The following is a 22,740-nucleotide window of genomic DNA, read 5'->3' as shown; positions in this document are numbered from 1 at the left end:
GTAAAACTAAGCTCGTCAGTTCGCTTTCATAATATATTGGCTCCCGTAACCAATTTCGCTTAAGTAAAACTAAGCTCGTCAATTCGCTTTCATAATATACCGGCTCCCGCAACCAATTTCACTTAAGTAAAAACTAAGCTCGTCAGTTCGCTTTCATAATATACCGGCTCCCGTAACCAACTTCATTTAAGTAAAAACTAAGTAAGCATAAAACTAAGCTCTTCAGTTCGCTTTCATCATATATAAATCTCTAAACCAATTCAAAAATATCTAAGTCACTCTAATTTAAAGCTTTATAGAAAAATATAAAATAAGTATTAATATACCTATTTAGGTTTTATTTATTGATTTTTTTATTGTCCTACGGGCGATTTGAAAAACAAACAATAAATATTAAAATATCATTGACAATGTTAGTGATAATCATTACTGTTTTCATCAGTGCTTATGAAGTGAATGCTCTCCACTAAATAAGTTACAGCAAGTATGGAGCTCAGTGATTATGATTCAGGACCATAATCACTGAGTGACTACTTACTTATTAGTAACTACTTATTAGTAACTACTTATTAGTAACTACTTATTAGTAACTACTTATGTGGTAGCTAAGTTACGCAGTACATAATGCAATATGCCACCGTGTTGGTAATAACTAAATTCGTTTGGTGTATCAATTCGAATTTTCGCTTCAAATGAACGCTGATTGCCATCCTCATTTGTGACAAATACGGTTACTGTTTTTTGTCCTATTTTCACCGCTGGAATACTAAATTTTTCTTCACCTGTGATATTTAATGAATCAGCACTATCATCAGACATAAATTGCAATGGTAATATGCCCATGCCAACTAAGTTTGAACGATGAATACGTTCATAGCTTTGTGCAATAACTGCTTTTACGCCTAATAATGCAGGTCCTTTTGCAGCCCAATCACGTGAGCTACCTGTACCGTATTCTTTACCGGCTAATACAATTGAAGCAATCTTCTGCTGTTGATATTGCATAGCAGCATCGAATACACTCATTTTTGCACCTGATGGCATCATTCTAGTCCAACAACCTTCGGTGCCCGGAGCTAACAAATTACGTAAACGCACATTAGCAAAGGTACCTCGCATCATTACCTCATGATTACCGCGCCTAGAGCCATAAGAATTAAAATCTTTGACCGACACGCCTTCCTGTTTTAAATACTCAGCTGCGGGACTATCTAGCGCAATTGAACCTGCGGGTGAAATATGATCTGTGGTGACACTGTCGCCCAGTTTTAACAAACATCGAGCATTTTCAATCGATTTAATTTCCGGTATTTGGGCACTAATATTATCAAAAAATGGCGGTAATTTTACGTAAGTAGAATCAGGCCAATCATATTTTTGGCTTTGGACGACCTCCATATTTTGCCAGTCTTTATTACCGTTATAAATATCAGCATAACGGGAAGTAAACATCGAACTGTCAATAACGTTTTTGATAACTTCTTTAATTTCATGATTATCTGGCCATATGTCATGTAAATAAACGGGGTTGCCTGAGTCATCATCACCCAAAGAATCAGTGGTAATATCTATTTTCATATTACCTGCTAATGCATAGGCAACCACTAAAGGAGGTGAGGCTAGATAGTTAGCTTGTATTTCAGGATGAATACGTCCTTCAAAGTTGCGATTACCTGATAACACAGAAGTCACCGACAAATCGCCTTGATGAATTGCTTCACTAATTTCTAGGGGCAAAGGACCTGAATTACCAATGCATGTGGTACAGCCATACCCCACAAGTTGAAAACCAAGGGCATCTAAGTCTTCATTTAAACCAGACTTATGGAGATAGTCTGTGACAACTTGAGAGCCTGGCGCTAAGCTCGTTTTTACCCAAGGTTTAACGGTTAATCCACGCTGCCTAGCATTTCTGGCTAATAAACCCGCGGCAATTAATACCGATGGATTCGAGGTATTAGTACAGCTGGTAATCGCTGCAATCACTACCGAACCGTGTTTCAATATAAACTCTTCATCACCATACTTGCAGGGGATACCAGGATCTTCGTCACTTGCTGGTAATAACACTGAAGGTTGGCCGCCTTCACTTTCAAAGCCACTTTCATCTTTGTTTGAACTGGTTTTTTGTACGCCATGTTGTAATGTTAACCAGTCTTGATAGGCCGTACCAGCGTGGTCTAGTGAAATTCTATCTTGTGGGCGCTTTGGACCGGCAATTGAAGGCACCACCGTTTCTAATTGCAGGGATAATCGACTGTTATACACCGCATTATCTTGAGACTCAGTACCCCACATCCCCATTGTTTTTAAATATAGCTTTATGCGCTCAATATGTTCGCTGTCACGTCCTGTTAATTGCAAATAGTCGATGGTTTGATTATCGATAGGAAAAATACCGCAAGTAGCCCCGTATTCTGGTGCCATATTGGCAATAGTTGCTCTATCGGCTAAGGTCAGTTCATTTACTCCAGAGCCAAAAAATTCAACAAATTTACCCACTACACCGGCAGCACGCAATTGTTCGGTTACTGTCAATACTAAGTCAGTAGCGGTAGTACCCGAAGGTAGCTTACCTTTTAATTCAAAACCGACTATTTCTGGTAATAACATAGTAACCGGTTGGCCTAACATCGCCGCTTCAGCTTCTATGCCGCCAACCCCCCAGCCTAAAACGCCTAGGCCGTTAATCATGGTGGTATGAGAGTCGGTGCCAACTAAAGTATCAGGATACAGTAAATTATTTTCATCTATTTTTTTAAAAACAACTCGCGCCAAATATTCGAGATTAACCTGATGGACTATGCCACGACCTGGAGGTACTACTTTAAAATTATCGAAACTTTGCTGACCCCAGCGTAAAAACTGATAGCGTTCTTTATTACGTTGAAACTCAATGGCAGTGTTTTGTTCCATGGCATCGGCTTTACCGAAGACATCGACCATCACTGAATGATCAATAACCAACTCGACAGGGTTTAACGGATTTATTTTGTCTGCTGAGCCGCCCATTTTTACGATGGCATCACGCATAGCTGCTAAATCAACTACGGCAGGAACCCCAGTGAAATCTTGTAAAACTACACGAGAAGGCACAAAGGAAATTTCAGTATCCTGCCAGTTATCTACATCCCACTTGGCTAAAGTTTCAATATCACCTTGCTGTACAAAATCATGTTCGGCATGTCGTAATAAATTTTCTAACAGAATTTTTGCTGCGAAAGGTAAACGTGAAATATCATATTTTTCTGCCAAACTGTCAAAACTATAGTAGTGGTAAGTTTCACCATTAATTTCAAGTGGCTTTAAAGATTGTATTGATTTGGTCATTAATCGTTACCTCCATTAAAAAGTGTCTTTATAGATCACATTAAAGCTTAGTAAATCTACATTAACATACAAGAGTATTTGTTGCCTGTTAGTGAACAACTGCTTTAAATATATACTCGTGCTTTAGTTATATACTCGTTTTAGAAAGCCTTAGCGATTCATAACTAAATTCACTCTGTTATTGGGTATGTGTAGCTGGGTATATAGCATCGAATAGGTAGACATATCCGAACTGTTGCTGCCTTACTACTTTTGGTCGTGTGCCATTAGTTGCCCAAACACGTATGGTTGTATTTTGCTGATCAAATCGCGATTCATCTTGAAGCCTCACATCGACTTTATCTAACTGTATCTTCCATGGAATGTGAAGGCTCGTTTCCATCAAGAAGCTTTTTAAAAAGCGCTTGAGCGCTTTCATCTTGTTTCGGGTGCATGGAGAGGCTGTTTATCCATGAGAAATTTAAGTGGTGGAGTAGCAGATAAATATTACTCATTTCATACTCAACACTAAAATGCTCTGTAATATATGATTGAATATCTTTTGCTTGCAAGCGTCCACCATTAGCGAGAGTACTGTTTTCTTTAATAAAACTGCTTAGTTGTTCGAGTTGTTTTGCGGACAATTTTGTTGGGCGCCCCGTATGACGACCTTCATTTAAGGCATCAATCCCTTCATTGAGATATTTGTGAACCCAAATATTTACACTGCCTCTGGCGACCTTTAAGTATTTTGCGATCTCTGTTCTAGACTTACCATCAACAAAGTGAGAAACCGCCAAGTAGCGATTTCTCATGCGGCTATTTTTAGCGCTTCGAGCTAGTTGTCTAGTTTTCGAAATCATTATGAAAAATTAATAATTATAAAGTTCAATTAGATCATAAAATCAATATAACTTTTTTGTAAATGACAAAGACTTCAAATTGACTTCTTTGCCACTTAAGTTTGTCCCTCAGCAGTATCTTTACATGATAAGAGTCTAATCATGGTTTACTATTTCCATAATAACACTAGGTAATATTTATGGGTAAGACGATTAGTTATTGTTAATTAAAATATAGGAAAGTATTTTCTCCAGATACCATTATTTTTATAACCACTCTATATTCAAATATTATAAGTGATAAACTACTGAGCGTCCACCGTCGACAATCATACTTTGTCCTGTCATAAAGCTTGATTCATCAGAAGCTAGAAACAGAGCAGGGTAAGCTATTTCTTTACAAGCAGCATTACGTCTTAAAGGATGGATATCGCCTAAGGCTTTTCGAGCTGCTACTGGATCCCCTGATTCTTCAAACCAACGAAAAGCGGCGGGGGTTTCAACCATGCCAGGACATAATGCATTAACACGAATATTATGCTCGCCAAACTCAACAGCTAAATTTTTAGTTAAACCAATGATAGCGTGCTTAGTAACGGCATAAGGAAAATGATTTGGGACAATTTTAAATGAGTGTACCGACCCAATATTTACAATTGATCCTTCGCCTGCTGCTTGCATAAAAGGTAATACTTCTTTGCAACAATGCCACATACCATCAAGATTAACGTTAAAGCTTTTATCCCATTGTGCTTGAGTGGTATTTAAAGGGGAGTTATTTTGATAAATTATACCAGCGTTATTTATCAAAATATTCGGCTTACCTAGTGTTTCAACCGTTATTTTCACCATATTTTGAACAGATTCAATATTAGCTACATCCGTTTTGACAAAAATGGCTTTCCCGCCTTTTGCAACTAATTCCGCTGCAACCTTAACACCGAGCGCTTCATTCACATCTGCAACACATACTAAAGCACCTTCTTGACAAAATAATTCAGCAATTGCTTGCCCTATACCATCAGCGGCACCTGTAACAATAACAACTTTCTTATTTAAACGAGGATTCATTTTGAGCCTATAGTCCTTAAAACAACAGCTAACAAAGGTGTTAACTAATTAACTTTTGAATGTAATAGTAAAGATACAGTGATAATAATATATAAACACAAAAATATAAACATCATATGTTTATATTTATTGTATCTTTGGCCGTGTGGTGTTAAATTTATGCCCAGGATATGAAAAATAATATTCATTTAAATGAAAATATATAGGTATGTATGATGACAGGCATAGATAAAAATGTAGCTTTTTACTCATTAGTTGCTGCTTTCGGGGGATTCGTTTTCGGCTTAGATGCGGCAAATATTTCAGGAGCTATCCGTTTTATTAGTTCGCTTTTTGAGCTTACAAGTGAGCAAACAGGTACCGTTGCTGGTATAGCGTTAATTGGTGTTATATTTGCGTTGTTTATTACGGGCACATTATGTGAGCGCTTTGGACGTAAAAAAGTATTGTTAGCCATTGCTATTACCTATTCACTTTCAACAATCTTATCAGCTTTTGCTATTAATTATGAAATGCTTGTCGTTGGTCGTTTTATCGGCGGGGTAGCTTTTGCATCAATTACCGTATCTGCTATGTATATTGGTGAAATAGCGCCAGCAGATAAACGGGGAAAATATGTATCAGCAAACCAATTAATGATTGCGATTGGTTTACTTTTAGCTTTCTTAATAAATTATTTTCTCATTAAGGCGATGGATGACATTCAATGGTTAACCAATGAAAATATATGGCGATACATGCTTGGTGCTGAGCTTATTGCTAATGCTGTTTGGATCACGCTTATTCTATTCATACCTGAATCTCCCCGTTGGTTAATCATGAAAGGCAGAAGTGATGAGGCCCAAGCTATTTTAATAAAAACAGTAGCCGAAAATCAAATTAATGACATTATTTCTGATGTTGAAGAAAGTGTTAGTTCACAAGAGAAAAATAATACTTTTACCCAGTTAAAAATTCTATTTAGTAAAAAAATGCGTTTTGTTCTTTCGCTTGCAATTGTGTACGCGATTGTTCAAGGGGCAACAGGAATGAATGCTGTATTATTTTTTGCGCCATTAGTCTTCGAGCAAGTAGGGATGAGTGTACAAGATACTTTTTTACAAACTGTAATCATGGGATTAGTAGGTGTTGTGTCTACGATTTTTGCTATAAGTTTTGTTGAAAAACTAGGTAGAAGATTTCTCACTTTAGCGGGGTTGTTTTTGGTCGTGGTTGCTCATGGCTCTACCTGGTTTGGATTCAGTCAAGCTAACTATGTTTTTGATGAAAAAACTTTTGTTGCGATTGAGCAAGACCTGAGCCAACAAAATATTAATATTTCAAGGTTAGCGCCTTTGATGGGGAAAACGTATTCTACCGATGTTGAATTGAAAGCAGAATTAGCAAAAATATTTTCCAATAAAGAGTTACCTTTGTTGAGCGGTACGGTGATTAATTCAAGTATTCAAGGTATTAATGTGCCAATGGTTTTATTTGGAATCTTTGCTTTTTTAGCAGCATTCAATATATCAATAGGGCCTATTCTATGGGTGATCTTCTCTGAAATATTTCCTAACAACGTACGTAGTGTTGCTTTACCTTTTGCTGCATTGGTACAAACTATTTCTTCGTGGTCAGTCAGTGAATTTTTTCCGTGGCAGTTAGAGCATTTAGGTGTCTCAACAATTTTCTTTATTTATGGCGTGATTGGTCTAGTCGGCTTGATCATAATGTCATTTATGTTACCAGAAACTAAAGGAAAAACGATTGAGGCGATAGAAAAAGAGTTAGTAACCTCATAAGTGCCTTTAATATAGTTAAACATTAAACTTTCAGATCAAATAAGAAGATTATAAAGATGAAAAGAACAAAACTATCAGCCGGTTATTTAATTGTTGACTGGGGCACGACTAATTTTCGTGTGTTTCACATGAGTAATGATGACAAGCTGTTAAAAAAACAGGAGTTGCCATTGGGTCTTCTTCATATTACGGATGGTAATTTTGCAAAAGCATTAGAAAATGTTTTAGCTGATTGGTTACGGTCATATAAAAAATTACCTATTCTTATGGCTGGCATGGTTGGTTCTGTAACAGGTTGGTTCAATGTCGATTATGTTGAAACAAATGCTAGTAAAGCTAAATTAATAGCTACAGCCCACTCATTTACTTTACCGTGGGGAGCGCCTGCTACAATTATTCCAGGCGTAAACCATAAAAATAATGAAGGCTCCTTTGATGTTATGAGAGGTGAGGAGGTTCAGGTTTTTGGTTTAGCTAAGTTAGTGAACAAATCACTTTTTAATGCCGTACTCCCTGGCACACACAGTAAACACGTAAGAGTTGTAAATTCTGAGATTTCCGAATTGTCTTCGTTTATGACCGGTGAATTATTTTCGATTTTGAGTGAACATAGTATTTTAGGTAAAGGTTTGCCTAAACAGGAAAAAGATAAAAATACTTTTATATTAGGGGTGAAGGCAGGACAAACAAATAGATTAATGAATACGCTTTTCACTGTCAGGACACACCAGTTATTTAATAAAGTTAATCGCGCTCATGTTAAAGAGTATCTATCAGGTTTACTTATTGGTAATGAATTGAAAAATCTAAGTTTTAGTCATACTTTTTTGGTAGGTGGTAGTGAGTTATGCGATAACTATAAGGTTGCATGCGACATATTATCGATAGAATCTACTTATTATAGTGGTGATGACTGTTTTCTTGCGGGAATGATTGAATTAAATAAGGTGATAAATAATGCGTAAAGAATTTAATATAAACGAGCAATTCCCATTAATTGCAATTATACGTGGTGTTCTTCCTGAAAATGTTATCCGAGTGGCTTCAATTTTAATTGAAGAAGGGTTTACCATGATCGAAGTTCCATTAAATAGCCCTGATGCCTTGGTGAGTATTAAAAAACTTGTAGATTACTATTTAACGAACCAAACACAGCAATACTTTGTTGGCGCTGGCACTGTAACAACACCTGAACTGGCGAAAGCCGTCATTGCTACAGGGGCTAACCTTGTAGTAACACCTAACATGAATGAAGACGTCATTAAGCTTTCAGTTCAAGCTGGTTGTGCTACCTTTCCAGGTATTGTAACCCCAACAGAAGCTTTTTCTGCATTAGCTTATGGAGCGACAGGCATAAAACTATTTCCTGTCTCTTCTCTTGGGTTAGATGGTTTTAAAGCACTTAATTCAGTATTACCTAGAGAAACATTATGTTTTCCTGTAGGTGGGATAGATCCTTCAGTGGCAAGCATGAAACCGTTGATGGATATAGGCGCTCAAGGCTTTGGTTTAGGATCATCATTGTTTAAACCAACAATGACAGATGATGAGATTAGAACAGCAGCTAAAGCTTTTGTTACTACGTTTAAGCAACTGTCAGCTAAGTAATATAAATAAGAAAATAGATAAGATAAGGTTAATGCTATGAAAATTACTGCAATAACGCCCTACGTTATTTGGGTAGGCACACGAAATCAATTGATTGTTAAAGTTGATACAGATGACGGAATATATGGTTGGGGAGAGTCAGGTTTTTCTTTTCGAGAGCAAGCTGTTGCTGTGATGATCGAGCATTTCTCTAAATTCATTATTGGTCAAGACCCAATGAATATTGGTCGTATTTGGCAAGAGTGTTACCGAAGCCATTATTTTGAAGGGGGTCGTGTTGTTACGGCTGCTATGGCGGCAATAGATATTGCCTTGCATGATATTAAAGGTAAAGCACTAGGTGTTCCCGTTTATCAATTAATCGGTGGCAAGCAACGAGATGTTGTACCTGCTTTTGCAACAGTACCCGCAGAGCCAAGTGAATTAATGATTGAGCAAGCCGTTCAACTTAAAGAAATGGGTTGGAAGTGTATTCGTTTTATAGCCGACGGTATGGGTGCTGCGTATAACAGTACTGGTGTTGCAAATTTTGAACCACGTCAATCTATTAACACTACCGTGCCTTGGTTGATTAAAGCACGTGAAGTATTAGGGCATGAAGTTGTACTTGGTTTAGAATTTCATCATCGTTTAAGCGTTGCTGAAGCTGCATCCTTGTGCCAAAAAATTCCGTCAGGGACGTTGGACTTTTTAGAAGAACCCATTCGTGATGAAACTCCAGAGGCCTACGAAACATTACGAAAACTAACCAATATTCCTTTTGCTATTGGTGAAGAATTTTCATCAAAATGGCAATTTATGCCATTTATAGAACGTGAATTGATGCAATATAATCGTTTAGATATTTGTAACGTGGGTGGCTTTACTGAAGCATTGAAAGTTGCCGGTTGGTCTGAAGCACATTATATTGATTTAGTCATGCATAATCCTTTAGGGCCTATATGTACTGCTGCCTCAATTCATTTAGCTGCAGCAGTACCAAACTTTAGTTGGCTTGAATGTCGTTCATCTCCATTTGAGCAATTAGGTTTTGATAATCCTGAATTATTCCCTGTACAAGCAACCATGGACGGACCAAATTTTATTATTCCTGAGTTACCGGGTTTAGGTGTGGAAGTTAATGAAGATAAAATTGCCGAGCAAAGTGCTACGTTTACTGAAGCACCGCATTTAACCCGGGGTGACGGAAGTGTTACTAACTGGTAATTGTTTATAGCCCAAATAACAGTTTTTTATCGAGTATAAAGTATCTATTACTTAAGTACTTGGGATAATTGAAATTTTTGTATTGTGTTATTTTACCTATTGAAGTAGAATTCAATTTCTTTCTTATTAATTTTATAAACATATAATGTTTGTGTGACTGTTATGAGTGAATTAGTTTATTACGATTTAAAACGTGCGGCAACCATGACGCCAAGTATGCCTATCCAAGTGGCAAGAGAGCTTGGGCGACGAATTGTTGCTGGTACTATTGAAGAAGGAACGCTAATCGATGATGAGGCGACTTTAACAGATCGGTATCAGGTAAGTAGAGTTGTTATTCGTGATGCAGTTAAAATATTGGTTGGGAAAGGTTTACTAGATGTTCGTCGAGGCATTGGCACACGCGTTAAACCTCGAAACCAATGGATTCTTTGGGACGACGATGTGCTTGCTTGGCATGTAAATGCGCCACCAAATAAAGACTATATTAGTCAATTGATGGATATTCGTTTAGCGTTTGAACCTAAAGCCGCACGATGGGCTGCTGAGCGTGCTACTCCTGAAACACTAGCTGAGATTGAAGCTGCTTGTATTGGCATGGAGCTTGAAAAGGGCTCAGTAGAGAAGTTTATTATTGCTGATGCACTTTTTCATCGTTCTGTATTAAGAGCGGCAAAAAATGATTATTTAACGGCAATGGAAGGCGTTATCTATTCAGCGTTATTAATTAGCGTTCAGATTACGAATAGTGATCCTAGAGAAAACAGCTCATCTGTTTCCTTTCATCGTGAGGTTTATCAAGCCATTGCCGATAAGAATGGTAGATTAGCCGAACAATTGACTGAAAAACTATTAAATGACGCGATTAGACGCTTACAAGAAGCTTTCGGTGATAGTTTTAGACGTTAACGCTCATATCAATATTATTGACGTTGGGGTGTTTATTTCACCTCAGCGTTTAATATCTGCCAATTTTCTGTTTGTTTATTATTAAATCCCATTTCTGCATAGGTCTTGTTAATGATACCTTTGTTTCGTAATGCCTTTAACCCTTCATTTAAATATTTATAATACCTGTCACCATTTTCTGTTTTGTTAGTCACGATAAAATGTCGACTATCATAAATAATGACTTTCATACCTGCCATTGGCACTATGTTCATTTCTGATATTTGATAATTAAGACTGCCAAGATTAGGGAAATCTGAAAGCATAAAGTCAGCCCTTTTATATTTAAGCATTAAGGGTAAAGAAGGGACATGTGATAATGGAGCTATTTTAGATGTTAGTTGATTCAATATTTCAAGATCATGAGGCCAAGAGCTTAGGGTTATTCCCGTATAGTTATTTAAATCAATTTCATTGCTAGGTAATGATAATAGTGGGTGATTTTTGTTAACATATATCCCTTTTTCATATTCGCCTTTTCTTATTACTTCAATAGAAGAGTGCAAGGTACTTTTGTTAATTAATGATTGCCAAACGGTTGGTGCTATTGTATCAACTTTACCTAATTCGACCATCGCTATTGCTCGTAAAATATTAGGGAATGGTATTAAGTCTATGTTTAGTTTCAAACCTAATTCTTTAAATGCGAGACAGGTAACTTTCATGTCTATTAGTAATCGGTCTATATTTTTCTTGAATGAATAATACTGTAAATTTTGACAAATATCACCTTGTAAAACAGTACTGTTTTTTTGGTAACTTTTGAAAAAGACTCCTGAGCTAATTGAGATAATATTATCCGCAATAGAGCTATCAGAGGCTAGTGACTTGGGATTATTTGCAGCGATAATATAAACTATTATTATGAACAGATATTTTCTTTTCATTTATATTCTACTTACTATGCATGAGAATTCATATTCAATCATCCATGATATTGTATCAGCATTGTTAAGATATTCTAAGCTTACTAATAAATTCATCATGACTTAATGTTTTACCTATACTTTTTGATAATTCAGTAACACTCGATACAAATGCTTGTTCTATTTTTTTAAAATTAGAGGCATCAATAAGTGGATCATAGCTTTGGGGTCTGACGCCCATACCTTCTAAAACACAATACCAACTGTCTGCAGAAAATAGATCATAGTGATTTTCGTATAATTTTCCTTGGCATTTAAATAATTCAATTTTAGTCTGCAAGGTTTTGGGAATATCTATGTGATGCCACATTTGCCAAAAAGCTGAATCTGTTCGTTTGCTAGTACAATAATGTAAAACAATAAAATCTCTAATGGTGTGGTATTCATTATCAATTAAGCGGTTAAATTCATCTATAGGTGGTTGGTCGAAACTTTTATTTGGCATGTTTTGTACAAAATTAAGCATGGTTTTCATGATTAAATAGATACTAGTAGACTCTAAAGGCTCAAGGAAGCCAGATGATAGGCCAACAGCTAAACAGTTTTTATGCCAAATTTTATCGCGTTTTCCTGTAGTAAAACTTAAAAATTTAGGTTCAGTGATAAAGGAAGAACAATTCTTTTTTAATAACGTTAATGCCTCATCGTTACTACAATAGTCACTACAGTAAACATAGCCATTTCCAATTCTATTTTGTAATGGTATTTTCCATCGCCAACCGTGTTCATGAGCGGTAGCTTGTGTATATGGCGGTATAGATAATTCAGTATTTGTTTGTGCTGTTACTGCTTTATTGACAGGTAAAAAGTGTTGCCAATCTTCATAACCTACCCGTAATGATTTATGTATTAACAGTGCTTTTTGTCCACTACAATCAATGAAAAAATCACCTGTTAATTTTTCACCATCGTTGAATATTAGTTTATCAATATGTCCCTTTTGATTTAACTCTGTCGACTCAACATGCCCTTTAATCAAATTTACACCTTTATTTTTACAATACTTAGTTAAATATTTAGCAACCAAGGAAGCATCAAAATGTAAAGCGTAACTTGATGATGAAAGATTATTTTTGACATTAGGATTGGGTAGATAAAATTTATTTTCTTTTGCTAGGGCTGCTGCTGGCGAGAAGTCAGTGAAATTATATTTGTTCTGTTCAAATTGATGTTTTAGGAAGTGTTGATAAAAAGGCTTACCATCGATTTTATTACCAATCCCTCCAAAAGGGTTCCAATAATGATGCCCTTTTTTTTGCCAATCAATAAATTTAATTCCTAATTTAAAGGTTGCGTTTGTTGCTAGAATAAACTCCTTTAATGGAATACGAAGATACTCTAAAAGATCAATAATTGAAGGAATAGTCGCTTCACCAACGCCTATTGTTGGTACATTTGGCGATTCAATAATGGTGATATTAGACTTTGTGTTTGTAAGTGCTCTTGATAAGACTGCAGCAGATATCCAACCAGCAGTCCCTCCACCAACAATTACATAGGATTTGAGAGGGTCAGGTTTTGTTTTTTCCATGTGTATTTGCCTTTCACTTAGGTATCGTTAATTAAGCCTCGTTATCATCCTTGATTAACGAGGCTTACACTCTGTTTAATTAAAACTTAGCCGTGATACCTATTTGATATCGACGCCCTGTATATTGAAGTGTGGTGACACGTTCTCTAACATCAGCGTATTCTAGAATATTAGCATTGGTAGCATTAATTATTTCAGCAGAAATAGTCAGTTTTTCATTAATATCATAAGATGTACTTAAATCAACTTGACCGTAATCATCTGTATGCTGCGGTAAGCCGTTACTGCCAATTCTAGGGCCTGAACGATAAGCTAAAAATCCTTCTCGCCAGTTATAAGCTGCACGAACTTGAAAACCATCAACTTCATAAAAACCAATGATATTATATGAGTTTTCAGAAAACCCTTCTAAACCACTACTAGGAGATTGAACATTTGGCCGTTCAAATTCTGTCGCGTCATCATCTTTACTACTGGTAAATGTGTAGTTTGCTTGTACACCAAAGCCACTTAACCAACCCGGTAAATAATCAAAGTAATGAAGACCTGCGAGTTCAAAACCACTCACCGAGCCGCCACTGCGATTAGATTTTTGTGTGATAGCTTCATAAACTGAACCCCAACCATCTAAAACTAGGCCTGTATCAACGCTTGTAGTTTGTGTTGAAATAAAATTAGTAATGTCTTTGTAGAATAATCCCAATGAATAAGCATTGCCTGATTCATCGTAATATTCAAATGAAGTATCGAATTGATTTGCTTCATAAGGGTTTAAATAAGGATTTCCACCACTCGTTGCTAGATCGCCTGCACGAGGATTTTGTTGATAAACTTTATTTACGCCAGTATCTTCTAAAGCGGGTCTTGCAATAACTTTAGCAGCAGCTGCTTTAATAAAAAATCCTGAACCGAAATCCATATTAATATTGAAACTGGGCAACCATTTTTGATAATCAGTTGTCACTTGAATAACTGCGGGATCTGAATACTCTGCCTCTAGTGCTAGGCCTCCACCATCTTGTACTGGTTTCTCTATCAAAGATAAGCGTTCAATACTATGGCCAGAGGAAGAATTTTGTGTATCAACGTAACGTAGACCAATATTCCCACTCCATGAGAAACTGTCGAATTCACCCACTAAATTTAATTGGCCATATGCAGCTAAAATTTCTTCAGTATTTGCGACTGAGCGCTCAGGTCTTAATATTTCTTGAGTCCAATTAGGTTCGCCACGAATTTCACCAATAGAATTTTTATAATCGTTAATATTATTAATCAACACAAATTCTCGTGGAATATCACCTTTAACATCACTTAAGAAGTCACTAGTATCATTAATAGCAAACAAACTATCTTCAAGGTCTAAGAAGTTTCCACAAGTACTAACTGTGGCTCCACAGCCATCTATACCATAGAACGCCTGTGATTTTTCTCTATCCGTATAGGCTAAGCCAAAATCGACAGAGCTAATAAAACCATTATCGACTTCGTAATTAGCATCTAATTTTAATTCTAGAATCTCATCTTCAACTTCATTGTGCTGAATATCATTCCAATGGGTACGTACCGACGCTGGATCTGCATAATCAATAGTAGAGCTGATATCAATGACATCCCCATTTCGACTGTCAAATTCAATATAATCTTGGCCAACAATAAACCCATTTTGCTGATCCGGTTGATAACCTTCGTCTCCAGGTTTTACGCTTTGATCTACATTATTATTAACAAAATTTGTAACTAGCGTATTTCCACGTTGATCTGCGCTAGCTTTAGAGTAGGAAATGTCAGTAGAAATAGTCCATTTATCAACAAAGTATATACTATTTAGTCCTAGAGCAATTGTATGTGAATCTTGACCTCGTTCTTGGAATAAACCGTCAATAGGGCTTGCTGATTTTGTGGCTTTAAGGGCAGTCATGTTTTCAGAAACAATAACATCTTCCCAACCTGAAAAATGCAGTGGTACCTGCATACCATTGCTTAATGCTTGTCGACTTAAATCAGAATATAAAGCATCAAATGTATGAGTTGTATCGTTATTAGGTGCCCATTGTAATGTTAAGTTAGTACTCGTTCGTTTACGCTTTTCTGTATCTATTGTGTATGTTGCACGCCCAGGATACCAAATGGTTCCTTCTTCAATATTATTTCCTACTTCATCTGTTATTGGGCCTGGGGCTACTGACTTGTTGTCAGCTTGAAAAGATGACCAATGAGTGGTGCCTGCAGCATCAATTCTGTTGGTTGTTGACAGTTGGGTATACCCAAACAACACTCCTATTGTGTTATCTAAGAAAGTGTTACTGATAATTGCAGAACCTTTAGGATCATAATCCCCAGTTAAATCATTATATACTGCGTCCAAAGAGCCAACGGCATTAAATCCAGAGCTATTTAGAGGTCGTGCAGTATTAACATTTATATAAGCACCTAAACTACCTTCTGCAATGTTAGCACGTGATGCTTTAATAACATCAGCACCAGAGATTAATTCAGAAGGTAATGCCTGGAAATCAAATTCTCGTCCACGATCTGTCGTAGCTATTGTTCTGTTATTGACTTTTACGGCATTAAACTTTGGTCCCATACCTCTAACCGTTACTTTCGACCCTTCACCATTCGTTCGTGAAATCATAACCCCACTAATGCGTTGCAATGATTCAGCAACGTTTTGGTCAGGAAACTTACCTATATCTTCAGCAACAATGCTGTCCTGAATTGAAGAGGCATTTTTTTTATTTTCTAGCGATTCCGTTAAACTGCTTCGGATGCCTGTTACTTGAATTATTTCAGTATTATCTACTTGTTCTTCTTCTGCGATGACTGCGTAAGAGTTGATTGCGGTAGCAATGGCAAGTGTTAGTGGTAATAATCGAAATTTGTTATGTTTTTTCATATTCTCCCTTATTTATAGATTGTATTTTTACTTTATGATCATACAAGTATAAACATACTACGTTTGTTATTGTGTTATCAAGCCATAAAAATAAAGAAAGCTATAATTTTTATTTACTAAATTTATCATGCATGGCTAACGTATTTTAATTCTGATCACTGGAAGGTTTTGCCTAACCAACTTTTATAAATTAATCGCTGTTGGTAAGTTCGTGTCTCAATTCGACCATGCTCTGAGTTGGTTGTCGTACATTTGGTGTAATTATCTATTGATAAATATTCTCGTTTAGTTTTATGTCACCAAGTTTCTGGTTATCTTTGCATGTTTGAGCAGCTGCCTTTAAGTGAAAGAATATAATTTGCTTTTTGTTTAATTATTTGGTGTGTTATGTCTGGATGACATCCAGTCGCATCAAGCGTAATAATGCTATTTCAATATCCAACATCGCTAATAGCTCTGGGCTTGCTATTATTTCATTGGTTTCTCTATCAACCGGGATTTGACCTAAGACTAATTGATGTTGGCAACTCAAAGGTCTGACTGTATATAATGCACTTTTACGGTCATTTGTCTTGGTATACCTCTGAGCAATATTGCAACCCTCTATCCGGGTGATGAATAGCACTGTACTCATGCTGAGGATTATTCACCGTTATATCGAGTGCTTTAACGACATCCGTTGCTTTCATTTCATCACTGAGTTCATACCCCATGCCCCATGATTTTGCGGCTATAAGCATCCGTGACTAATGACAAATAATGTACGCCTTGAGCAGATTTCACATAAGTAATGTCACTGACAAACACTTGCTCTGGTGCTTGAGGTGCTAAGTCTTTCAGTAAATTAGGATGTTTCTTTATCCAATGTTACTGTGAGTGGTTTTAGTGTAACTACGCTTAGGCTTGACTAATAAGTTTTCACCTCTTAAATAGTTAAAGAAGTTATCTCGGCCAAGTTTTATACCTTGCTCAATGAACTTCTCTTTGAGTAAAAAGTACAACTTCTTTCCTCCTAAACGTAGCATGAAACGACGGACTTCTAATACCATCTTCTTGACGCAGGCCAACTCAAGCGAGCGTGAAGTCTCTCTTTGTGCACGTTGATAGATAGCCTGATAGCCTGCCTGGTTATGCCAAGTAGCTTAGACGCTCGACTCAAACTTAATATTTTTTGTGCTTGAATGCTTATTGCTCCTTGGTTATATACTTTTTTCTAAGGCCTGCTCCATGCTCGTCACCCATAATATTGACCACTTCATTGAGCAATTAATTGCGCATACGCTCATCGTTAAGCTCTCGTTCAAGCCGCTTTATTTTTTTGGTTGGTGTTTCTTTGGCTTTTGGAGTTTTAGGCATAGTCAGTATCACTGGTTGAGTCCAGTTCATCTTACCGTGTTTTCTTAACCAAGTAAGTACGGTTGAGCGACCTTGAGTGCCATAGAATTTTTTTTGCTTGTTTATAGGTCATGTCGCCTTTTTCTACCGCGGCAACAACCTGTAATTTAAAGCCTAGTGAGTAATCTCGTTGTGTTCGTTTACCCTTAGTCGGGATTGAGTTGTTCATAATAAGTCCTAAATATGTAAACACATATCAGGACGAGACAAGATAATAAGATAAAGGCATGAACACACTAACTGAAACATTCTGTGACATCGATGGTTTTTATGCGTATTTCTTCAGCAATGGAAAAAATAATTGATTACTAAGAGGGATATGAAGCGAAATGGCCCCAGCCGCATGGCGATGAGTGAGGTTATCACTATCCATATTGCCTTTCATACCTCTAATCATCGCGACTTTAAGAATTATTATAAAGGTTATATCGCTAAATTTTACCGCTCTCATTCTCCAAGCTTCTTGAGTTACACTCGATTTTTGAAGTGACGCCTAAAGCTATCGTTCTACTTTATAGCTATTTTTCGATATTAAAAGGTAAACCTACAGGTATTAAATTCATTGACTCTACAAGCATCAAAGTTTGCAATAACTTTAGAATAGCTAGACACAAAAAATTTGGTGGTATAACGGATCATCACGCCCCTAATGAACTTACTTGCCGACTTAGTGCCTTATTGAATAAAGAAAATAAGCTACCCTTAGCATTAATGAGGTAAATAAGAATGCTATGCTCAAGGCTTAACTAGAGGTTAGATGATTTAATTCAAGCTTGCTTTAGTATACCTTCTAGATAATAATTTATTTTACATGATTCAAATGCATTGGTATGATGTTTGTGTTTTTCAACATTGATGGATATATTAAATGAATAGAAAATTAAAATACACACTCATCGCGTCTTGTTTATTGGTTCAGCCTACCTTTACGGCATATGCAAATAAGGATAGTCGTATTGATAATATTATTGAAAAGCTAGATAAAGTTAAAATTTCTGGATATTTGAACCTTACGGCTGGTAAAGCAAAGAAATCTATATATTTTGCTTCTAACACTGATGGCTATGAAGATTTTAGTGTAACTGCTGAAACATGGGGTGGTGTTCAAATTGACTTTAAGGCAACTGAAAAATTAGATTTTACATTACTAACAAAGTTTTATGCCGAAAGTCGTGATTATGATGAAGCATTTGGTGTAGATTTAGCCTATTTAACTTACCAATTAACAGATCAGACAAAAATTCGCGCAGGTATATTACGTGTTCCTCTTTATAAAGATAGTGATTATAAGGATACCGGTTTTGCACAACTATGGTTACGTGCTCCTGAACTTGTTTACGCAAATAATAAAGTTCAGCGTTATACCGGTCTTGAAATATTACAAGATTTTTATGTAGGTGATGGAACTATTCAAGTTCAAGCTTTTTATGGTCAAAATGAAGATCTTCGTGCTAAAGCAGCTTCAAATAGCAATAAAAACTTTATCATTGATGATCTTATGGGCATTCACGCTACATATAGCATCAATGAACATTTATATAAAATGGGTGTCACTACACGTACAGAACCTGGTGACTTAGAAGACTTTCTGTCTATAAAAACTAATGGAAAACCAACACTTCATGCGTATGGATACCAAGCCGGCTACCGTCAAACATTCTACTCTTTAGGGTATGGTTATGATGATGGTGAGTGGAAAGTAGACATTGAAACTATTTTTGAAACAGCAACTGGCGGAAAATCAGACAACGGTAAATACTATGCGTCTGTAGGTTACCGTTTCGATGCAATAACTCCTTATGTAATGTATCAATACAGAGAAACACTGGATGACAGCAAGCGCTTTAAAGGAGCTAATGTCTACGTTCATACTGATGGTACAGAGCAATCCTTTTTTAATGCTAAAACGGCTGAGCAAAGTATTATTTCAGTTGGAGCACGTTACGATATTTCTAGCAACTTAGCTATTAAAGTCCAAGCTGAACGTTATGATGTTGAAAATTATACTATTTATGAAAAAATACAAAAGAATGACAACACATTATATAGCGTTAGTTTACAAGCTGTTTTTTAAGGAATATAAATATGAAAAAATTATTAATATTAGCAAGCGCTCTTTATTTACAAGCAGCATTCGTGCAAGCTGAAGTTGTTGTTATAGGAAACACAAGCATAACATCTACATTAAGTGCTAGTGAAGTAAAGAACTTATTCTTAGGTAAGCGTAAATCACTACCTGATGGCACAAAAATTGCTGTTATTGAACAAGCAAAAGACAGCCCAGTTAGAGAGGCCTTTCACTCTAAATTCACTAAAAAAACACAAGCTCAATTAAGTTCATATTGGACTCGACTAGTGTTTACTGGTAAAGGTAAAATGCCAGAAGAAGTATCTAATAGTGAAGAAATTATTAATATGATTTCGACTAACCCTGGCCTTATTGGATATATCGATAGTTCAGAAGTTACCGATGGTATTGTTGTGCTAGCCAAATAAATTAAAAAATTCAACTTATGCTCTGTACGTTCATATATTCATAGCATAAGTTGTTGGTGGCTATTAAGGAATAAAAAAGTCTATGTTCTATTTCTCTATAAGACAAAAAATCATATCAGTATCGTTTGCAGCTTTAGCTGGTTTTATAACGGTTTTTAGTATTAACCACTTTGCTTTTTCTTCGATGACAAACAATGTACAATTAATAAAGTCAAGCTTTTACCCTGCATTAATTGCGATTAAAGAAAGTAAACTTTATTTAGGTCAATTAGAATCAACTATTAATAGTAGTGTCACTATAAGTGATAGTGACATATTAGATGATACCACTCAATTTTCAGTTAATATTACTAGAAACTTAAATATTATTAAAAATAGTGCCGTTTCAGATACTGTTGAAGAAATATCTCAACAATTTATAATTTATTATAAGGGCAGTATAGAACTCGCTAATAACTTTATTGATGGTAATGTAGATATTAATATTCTCCAAGAATCAGCTCAGAGAAACAATGAAATACTTGTAAATTTAAAAAGATCATTCGATGAATTAGAACTGCTGGCGGATAATCAATTAACAGATAGTGTTTTAAAAATCGAAAATGATGCAAATTATACACGTTGGCTTACTGCGATAATATCGACCATTTGGGTTGTATGCTTATTTATTTATAATTGGCTGTTAAGTAAAAATGTTGTAAATAATATCAGATTAATAACAAAATCATTAGTAGAATTTTCTGATGGTAATGGAGACTTAACCAAGCGACTAAATTATAAGGATAAAAATGAATTAGGTGAGTTAGCAGATAGTTTTGATAAATTTGTCGAGCAACTACACAATATAATATCAGAAGTAGTTCAGACAACTGAAACATTTGAAAGTATCTCGGCAGAATTATTTCAAAGCACCAACAAAGCTAATACTCAAAGTAATAATCAAAACGAATCAATTCAAGTTTCGACAACAGCTGTAAGAGAATTATTAACATGTGTTGGTTATATTACAGAAAGCTCGACTAATGCTTCAGCATTGGCACAGAAGATTACGATATCAGCTGATGATGGTAATGAACGTTCAAAAGAATCTATTGGTTTTATTAATAATTTATTAAAAGAAATATGTGTTACTTCAACTAATATAAATCAACTTAAAAAACAAGTGGGCAATGTGAACGGTATTCTAAATACTATTCAAGGTATTGCAGAGCAAACAAACTTACTTGCTCTTAATGCCGCTATTGAAGCTGCTCGTGCTGGAGAGCAAGGGCGAGGCTTTGCTGTTGTTGCTGATGAAGTAAGAAACCTTGCCAATAGAACTCATCAATCTACGGTTGAAATCCAAACTTTATTGAGTGAGCTTATCTCATCATCAAGCACAGTTGTTGAATCAATGCAACAAAGCGAAGTTGTCACAAATAAAACAGTTCAAGCAACTGAATCAACAGGCAGTGCATTAGTACAAATAAAGTCAATGGTATATGATATGCAATCATTAAATGATCAAATATCTTCAGCGACAGAAGAACAGTCCGTTACCTGCAAGTTAATTGATGAATCAATTAACTTATTAACAGACATGAGTGCAGAGTCATTAAAAGATGGTGAAAAATTAGTTTCCTTAGGGAAGTCAATTCAGAATTCAAGTAAAAAAATGTTTAGTCTAGTCAGTCGATTTATAGTCTAATATAAGTACATATAACCTAATATGTCTTAGTATCAATTTAAACTGACGAATCAACTTGCAAAGTTTAGAGTTACCCGCTTTAATAGAGGTTTTAATCAAAACACAAAAAGGTAACTTTCATGTTGCATACTAACACCGCAATCATTAAACATGAAGACTCTGTCACAATATCTATGTAAGTACTAATTTAAAATATAGTCCGAGATACGGTCTTCGAATTCAATCATAAATCGATTCAAGGCCGACTTACAATTTCTTATTGGCATAGTCCACTTTTTTGATGCTTGCGTGATGGCTAAGTAAATAATTTTTTAGCCGAATCATCGTTTGGGAATACCTTTCTATTTTTTACTGCTTTTCGTCTTACATAATTTAATGATTCTATCGCATTCGTTGTATATATAGCCTTTCTGATAAATGAATAAGGTAATGAAATTTTCCCTATGTCTTCGTCAAGAAGCTGATATTATTGGTTATTTATCACCTCAACGAGCAGAAAATGCTTCTAACGCCTTAATGCTTGCTCTTCATTAAAGTAGTCTTAAAGTCTTTGGTTACCGCTTTATAATCATTGTAAGGCACGAATTTTAATTACTTCCTCACCATATACACAATGCATAGCTGTATATGAGTGTTTTCAAAAGCAGTATTGATTTCATCAAGAAAGCCTTTTAAGCCATCAACACACGCAATTAGTATGTTTTGAATACCTTTGTTTTTAAGTTCGGTCAGCACATTAAGCCAGAACTTATACCAATTCCGATAATTAGCTGTTCACATTAGCCCACTCCCGATGACAGAGTGATAAGACTCTCTCCTTACTACTTCTAAATCGATTCCAAGCACGAGAGCACTTATCAACGATATCTTCATAATCTTTAAAACAACGATTTGCTATTTCATTTTGCCTCATCCATGACCAAACTTGCTCAATAGGGTTTAGCTCCGGTGAATAAGGCGGAATATGTATGATTGATAAATTATCATAACCGTCACTAAGATGTTCCTGATGCCAACTTGCACCATCCATTAATACAACTG

18 protein-coding genes and 2 pseudogenes are annotated in these 22,740 nt (G+C 35.8%); 9 read left to right on the top strand and 11 right to left on the bottom strand.

The window, feature by feature from the left end; translation table 11 throughout:
• Positions 1-594 precede the first annotated feature (594 nt).
• From acnA to KO509_RS08865, 3 genes are all read right to left on the bottom strand, one after another.
• Positions 595-3,330 (bottom strand): aconitate hydratase AcnA, encoded by a 2,736-nt coding sequence (gene acnA, locus KO509_RS08875; RefSeq protein ID WP_215972925.1) that lies wholly within the window; start codon positions 3,328-3,330, stop codon positions 595-597.
• A gap of 338 nt (positions 3,331-3,668) precedes the next feature.
• Entirely contained in the window at positions 3,669-4,124 is a 456-nt protein-coding gene (locus KO509_RS08870) for a winged helix-turn-helix domain-containing protein (RefSeq protein WP_289847535.1), read from the bottom strand.
• 318 nt (positions 4,125-4,442) lie between these two features.
• Complete coding sequence (locus KO509_RS08865) at positions 4,443-5,222, bottom strand: glucose 1-dehydrogenase (RefSeq protein ID WP_215972923.1); 780 nt, start codon at positions 5,220-5,222, stop codon at positions 4,443-4,445.
• Positions 5,223-5,437: 215 nt separating this feature from the next.
• Between KO509_RS08865 and KO509_RS08860 the strand changes: the two genes are divergently transcribed.
• The 5 genes from KO509_RS08860 (at position 5,438) to KO509_RS08840 (ending at position 10,726) form a co-directional block, all read left to right on the top strand.
• Positions 5,438-7,003 carry an MFS transporter gene (locus KO509_RS08860; RefSeq protein ID WP_215972922.1) on the top strand — a complete coding sequence of 522 codons (1,566 nt, stop codon included), beginning with the start codon at positions 5,438-5,440 and terminating at the stop codon, positions 7,001-7,003.
• A 56-nt stretch (positions 7,004-7,059) separates the two neighbouring features.
• Positions 7,060-7,968: a 2-dehydro-3-deoxygalactonokinase gene (locus tag KO509_RS08855; protein WP_215972921.1), complete on the top strand. Its 909-nt coding sequence runs from the start codon at positions 7,060-7,062 to the stop codon at positions 7,966-7,968.
• Positions 7,961-8,611, top strand: coding sequence for a 2-dehydro-3-deoxy-6-phosphogalactonate aldolase (locus tag KO509_RS08850; RefSeq protein ID WP_215972920.1), 651 nt, complete (start codon positions 7,961-7,963; stop codon positions 8,609-8,611). Before KO509_RS08855 ends, KO509_RS08850 begins: the two co-directional genes overlap by 8 nt.
• Positions 8,612-8,647: 36 nt before the next feature.
• Complete coding sequence (locus KO509_RS08845; RefSeq protein WP_215972919.1) at positions 8,648-9,817, top strand: mandelate racemase/muconate lactonizing enzyme family protein; 1,170 nt, start codon at positions 8,648-8,650, stop codon at positions 9,815-9,817.
• 162 nt (positions 9,818-9,979) lie between these two features.
• On the top strand, positions 9,980-10,726 hold the full coding sequence (locus KO509_RS08840) for a FadR/GntR family transcriptional regulator (RefSeq protein WP_215972918.1): 747 nt from the start codon (positions 9,980-9,982) through the stop codon (positions 10,724-10,726).
• Between the two features lie 32 nt (positions 10,727-10,758).
• Here the strand turns inward: KO509_RS08840 and KO509_RS08835 are convergent, their stop codons facing one another.
• The 5 genes and pseudogenes from KO509_RS08835 to KO509_RS08815 form a co-directional block, all read right to left on the bottom strand.
• A complete protein-coding gene (locus KO509_RS08835; RefSeq protein ID WP_215972917.1) occupies positions 10,759-11,652 on the bottom strand; it encodes a hypothetical protein in 894 nt (297 codons plus the stop codon).
• A gap of 64 nt (positions 11,653-11,716) precedes the next feature.
• Positions 11,717-13,222 (bottom strand): tryptophan halogenase family protein, encoded by a 1,506-nt coding sequence (locus KO509_RS08830; protein WP_215972916.1) that lies wholly within the window; start codon positions 13,220-13,222, stop codon positions 11,717-11,719.
• A 79-nt stretch (positions 13,223-13,301) separates the two neighbouring features.
• Positions 13,302-16,121 carry a TonB-dependent receptor gene (locus KO509_RS08825; protein ID WP_215972915.1) on the bottom strand — a complete coding sequence of 940 codons (2,820 nt, stop codon included), beginning with the start codon at positions 16,119-16,121 and terminating at the stop codon, positions 13,302-13,304.
• Between the two features lie 385 nt (positions 16,122-16,506).
• Entirely contained in the window at positions 16,507-16,653 is a 147-nt protein-coding gene (locus KO509_RS08820) for a hypothetical protein (RefSeq protein ID WP_215972914.1), read from the bottom strand.
• A 40-nt stretch (positions 16,654-16,693) separates the two neighbouring features.
• A pseudogene (locus KO509_RS08815) lies at positions 16,694-17,685 on the bottom strand (IS3 family transposase); the annotation flags it as partial.
• Positions 17,686-18,002: 317 nt separating this feature from the next.
• Here KO509_RS08815 and KO509_RS18270 point away from each other — a divergent pair.
• The 4 genes from KO509_RS18270 (at position 18,003) to KO509_RS08795 (ending at position 21,699) form a co-directional block, all read left to right on the top strand.
• Positions 18,003-18,236 carry a transposase gene (locus KO509_RS18270; protein WP_215972913.1) on the top strand — a complete coding sequence of 78 codons (234 nt, stop codon included), beginning with the start codon at positions 18,003-18,005 and terminating at the stop codon, positions 18,234-18,236.
• 148 nt (positions 18,237-18,384) lie between these two features.
• On the top strand, positions 18,385-19,590 hold the full coding sequence (locus KO509_RS08805; RefSeq protein ID WP_215972912.1) for a porin: 1,206 nt from the start codon (positions 18,385-18,387) through the stop codon (positions 19,588-19,590).
• 11 nt (positions 19,591-19,601) lie between these two features.
• Complete coding sequence (locus KO509_RS08800; protein ID WP_215972911.1) at positions 19,602-20,012, top strand: phosphate ABC transporter substrate-binding protein; 411 nt, start codon at positions 19,602-19,604, stop codon at positions 20,010-20,012.
• 82 nt (positions 20,013-20,094) lie between these two features.
• Positions 20,095-21,699 (top strand): methyl-accepting chemotaxis protein, encoded by a 1,605-nt coding sequence (locus KO509_RS08795; protein WP_215972910.1) that lies wholly within the window; start codon positions 20,095-20,097, stop codon positions 21,697-21,699.
• 182 nt (positions 21,700-21,881) lie between these two features.
• Here KO509_RS08795 and KO509_RS18015 read toward each other — a convergent pair.
• From KO509_RS18015 to KO509_RS08780, 3 genes and pseudogenes are all read right to left on the bottom strand, one after another.
• A pseudogene (locus tag KO509_RS18015) lies at positions 21,882-22,114 on the bottom strand (transposase); the annotation flags it as partial.
• A 176-nt stretch (positions 22,115-22,290) separates the two neighbouring features.
• Positions 22,291-22,434, bottom strand: coding sequence for a transposase (locus KO509_RS08785; RefSeq protein WP_215972909.1), 144 nt, complete (start codon positions 22,432-22,434; stop codon positions 22,291-22,293).
• A gap of 31 nt (positions 22,435-22,465) precedes the next feature.
• Positions 22,466-22,740, bottom strand: a 275-nt coding sequence (locus KO509_RS08780; RefSeq protein WP_215972908.1) for a transposase, incomplete at its 5' end; no start/stop codon positions are given.

Source organism: Colwellia sp. C2M11, from assembly GCF_018860915.1.
Taxonomy (GTDB): Bacteria; Pseudomonadota; Gammaproteobacteria; order Enterobacterales; family Alteromonadaceae; genus Colwellia.
The sequence above is the reverse complement of the archived record's forward strand: the minus strand, read 5'-3'. Positions and strand labels throughout refer to the sequence as shown.

What these genes read in the sequence shown, in the direction of transcription:
- KO509_RS08800 (WP_215972911.1), top strand. Translation starts at nt 19,602, where the DNA reads ATGAAAAAATTATTAATATTAGCAAGCGCTCTTTATTTACAAGCAGCA.
- acnA (WP_215972925.1), bottom strand. Translation starts at nt 3,330, where the DNA reads ATGACCAAATCAATACAATCTTTAAAGCCACTTGAAATTAATGGTGAA.
- KO509_RS08835 (WP_215972917.1), bottom strand. Translation starts at nt 11,652, where the DNA reads ATGAAAAGAAAATATCTGTTCATAATAATAGTTTATATTATCGCTGCA.
- KO509_RS08850 (WP_215972920.1), top strand. Translation starts at nt 7,961, where the DNA reads ATGCGTAAAGAATTTAATATAAACGAGCAATTCCCATTAATTGCAATT.
- KO509_RS08830 (WP_215972916.1), bottom strand. Translation starts at nt 13,222, where the DNA reads ATGGAAAAAACAAAACCTGACCCTCTCAAATCCTATGTAATTGTTGGT.
- KO509_RS08840 (WP_215972918.1), top strand. Translation starts at nt 9,980, where the DNA reads ATGAGTGAATTAGTTTATTACGATTTAAAACGTGCGGCAACCATGACG.
- KO509_RS08845 (WP_215972919.1), top strand. Translation starts at nt 8,648, where the DNA reads ATGAAAATTACTGCAATAACGCCCTACGTTATTTGGGTAGGCACACGA.
- KO509_RS08825 (WP_215972915.1), bottom strand. Translation starts at nt 16,121, where the DNA reads ATGAAAAAACATAACAAATTTCGATTATTACCACTAACACTTGCCATT.
- KO509_RS08855 (WP_215972921.1), top strand. Translation starts at nt 7,060, where the DNA reads ATGAAAAGAACAAAACTATCAGCCGGTTATTTAATTGTTGACTGGGGC.
- KO509_RS08860 (WP_215972922.1), top strand. Translation starts at nt 5,438, where the DNA reads ATGACAGGCATAGATAAAAATGTAGCTTTTTACTCATTAGTTGCTGCT.
- KO509_RS08870 (WP_289847535.1), bottom strand. Translation starts at nt 4,124, where the DNA reads ATGAGAAATCGCTACTTGGCGGTTTCTCACTTTGTTGATGGTAAGTCT.
- KO509_RS08865 (WP_215972923.1), bottom strand. Translation starts at nt 5,222, where the DNA reads ATGAATCCTCGTTTAAATAAGAAAGTTGTTATTGTTACAGGTGCCGCT.
- KO509_RS08805 (WP_215972912.1), top strand. Translation starts at nt 18,385, where the DNA reads ATGAATAGAAAATTAAAATACACACTCATCGCGTCTTGTTTATTGGTT.
- KO509_RS08795 (WP_215972910.1), top strand. Translation starts at nt 20,095, where the DNA reads ATGTTCTATTTCTCTATAAGACAAAAAATCATATCAGTATCGTTTGCA.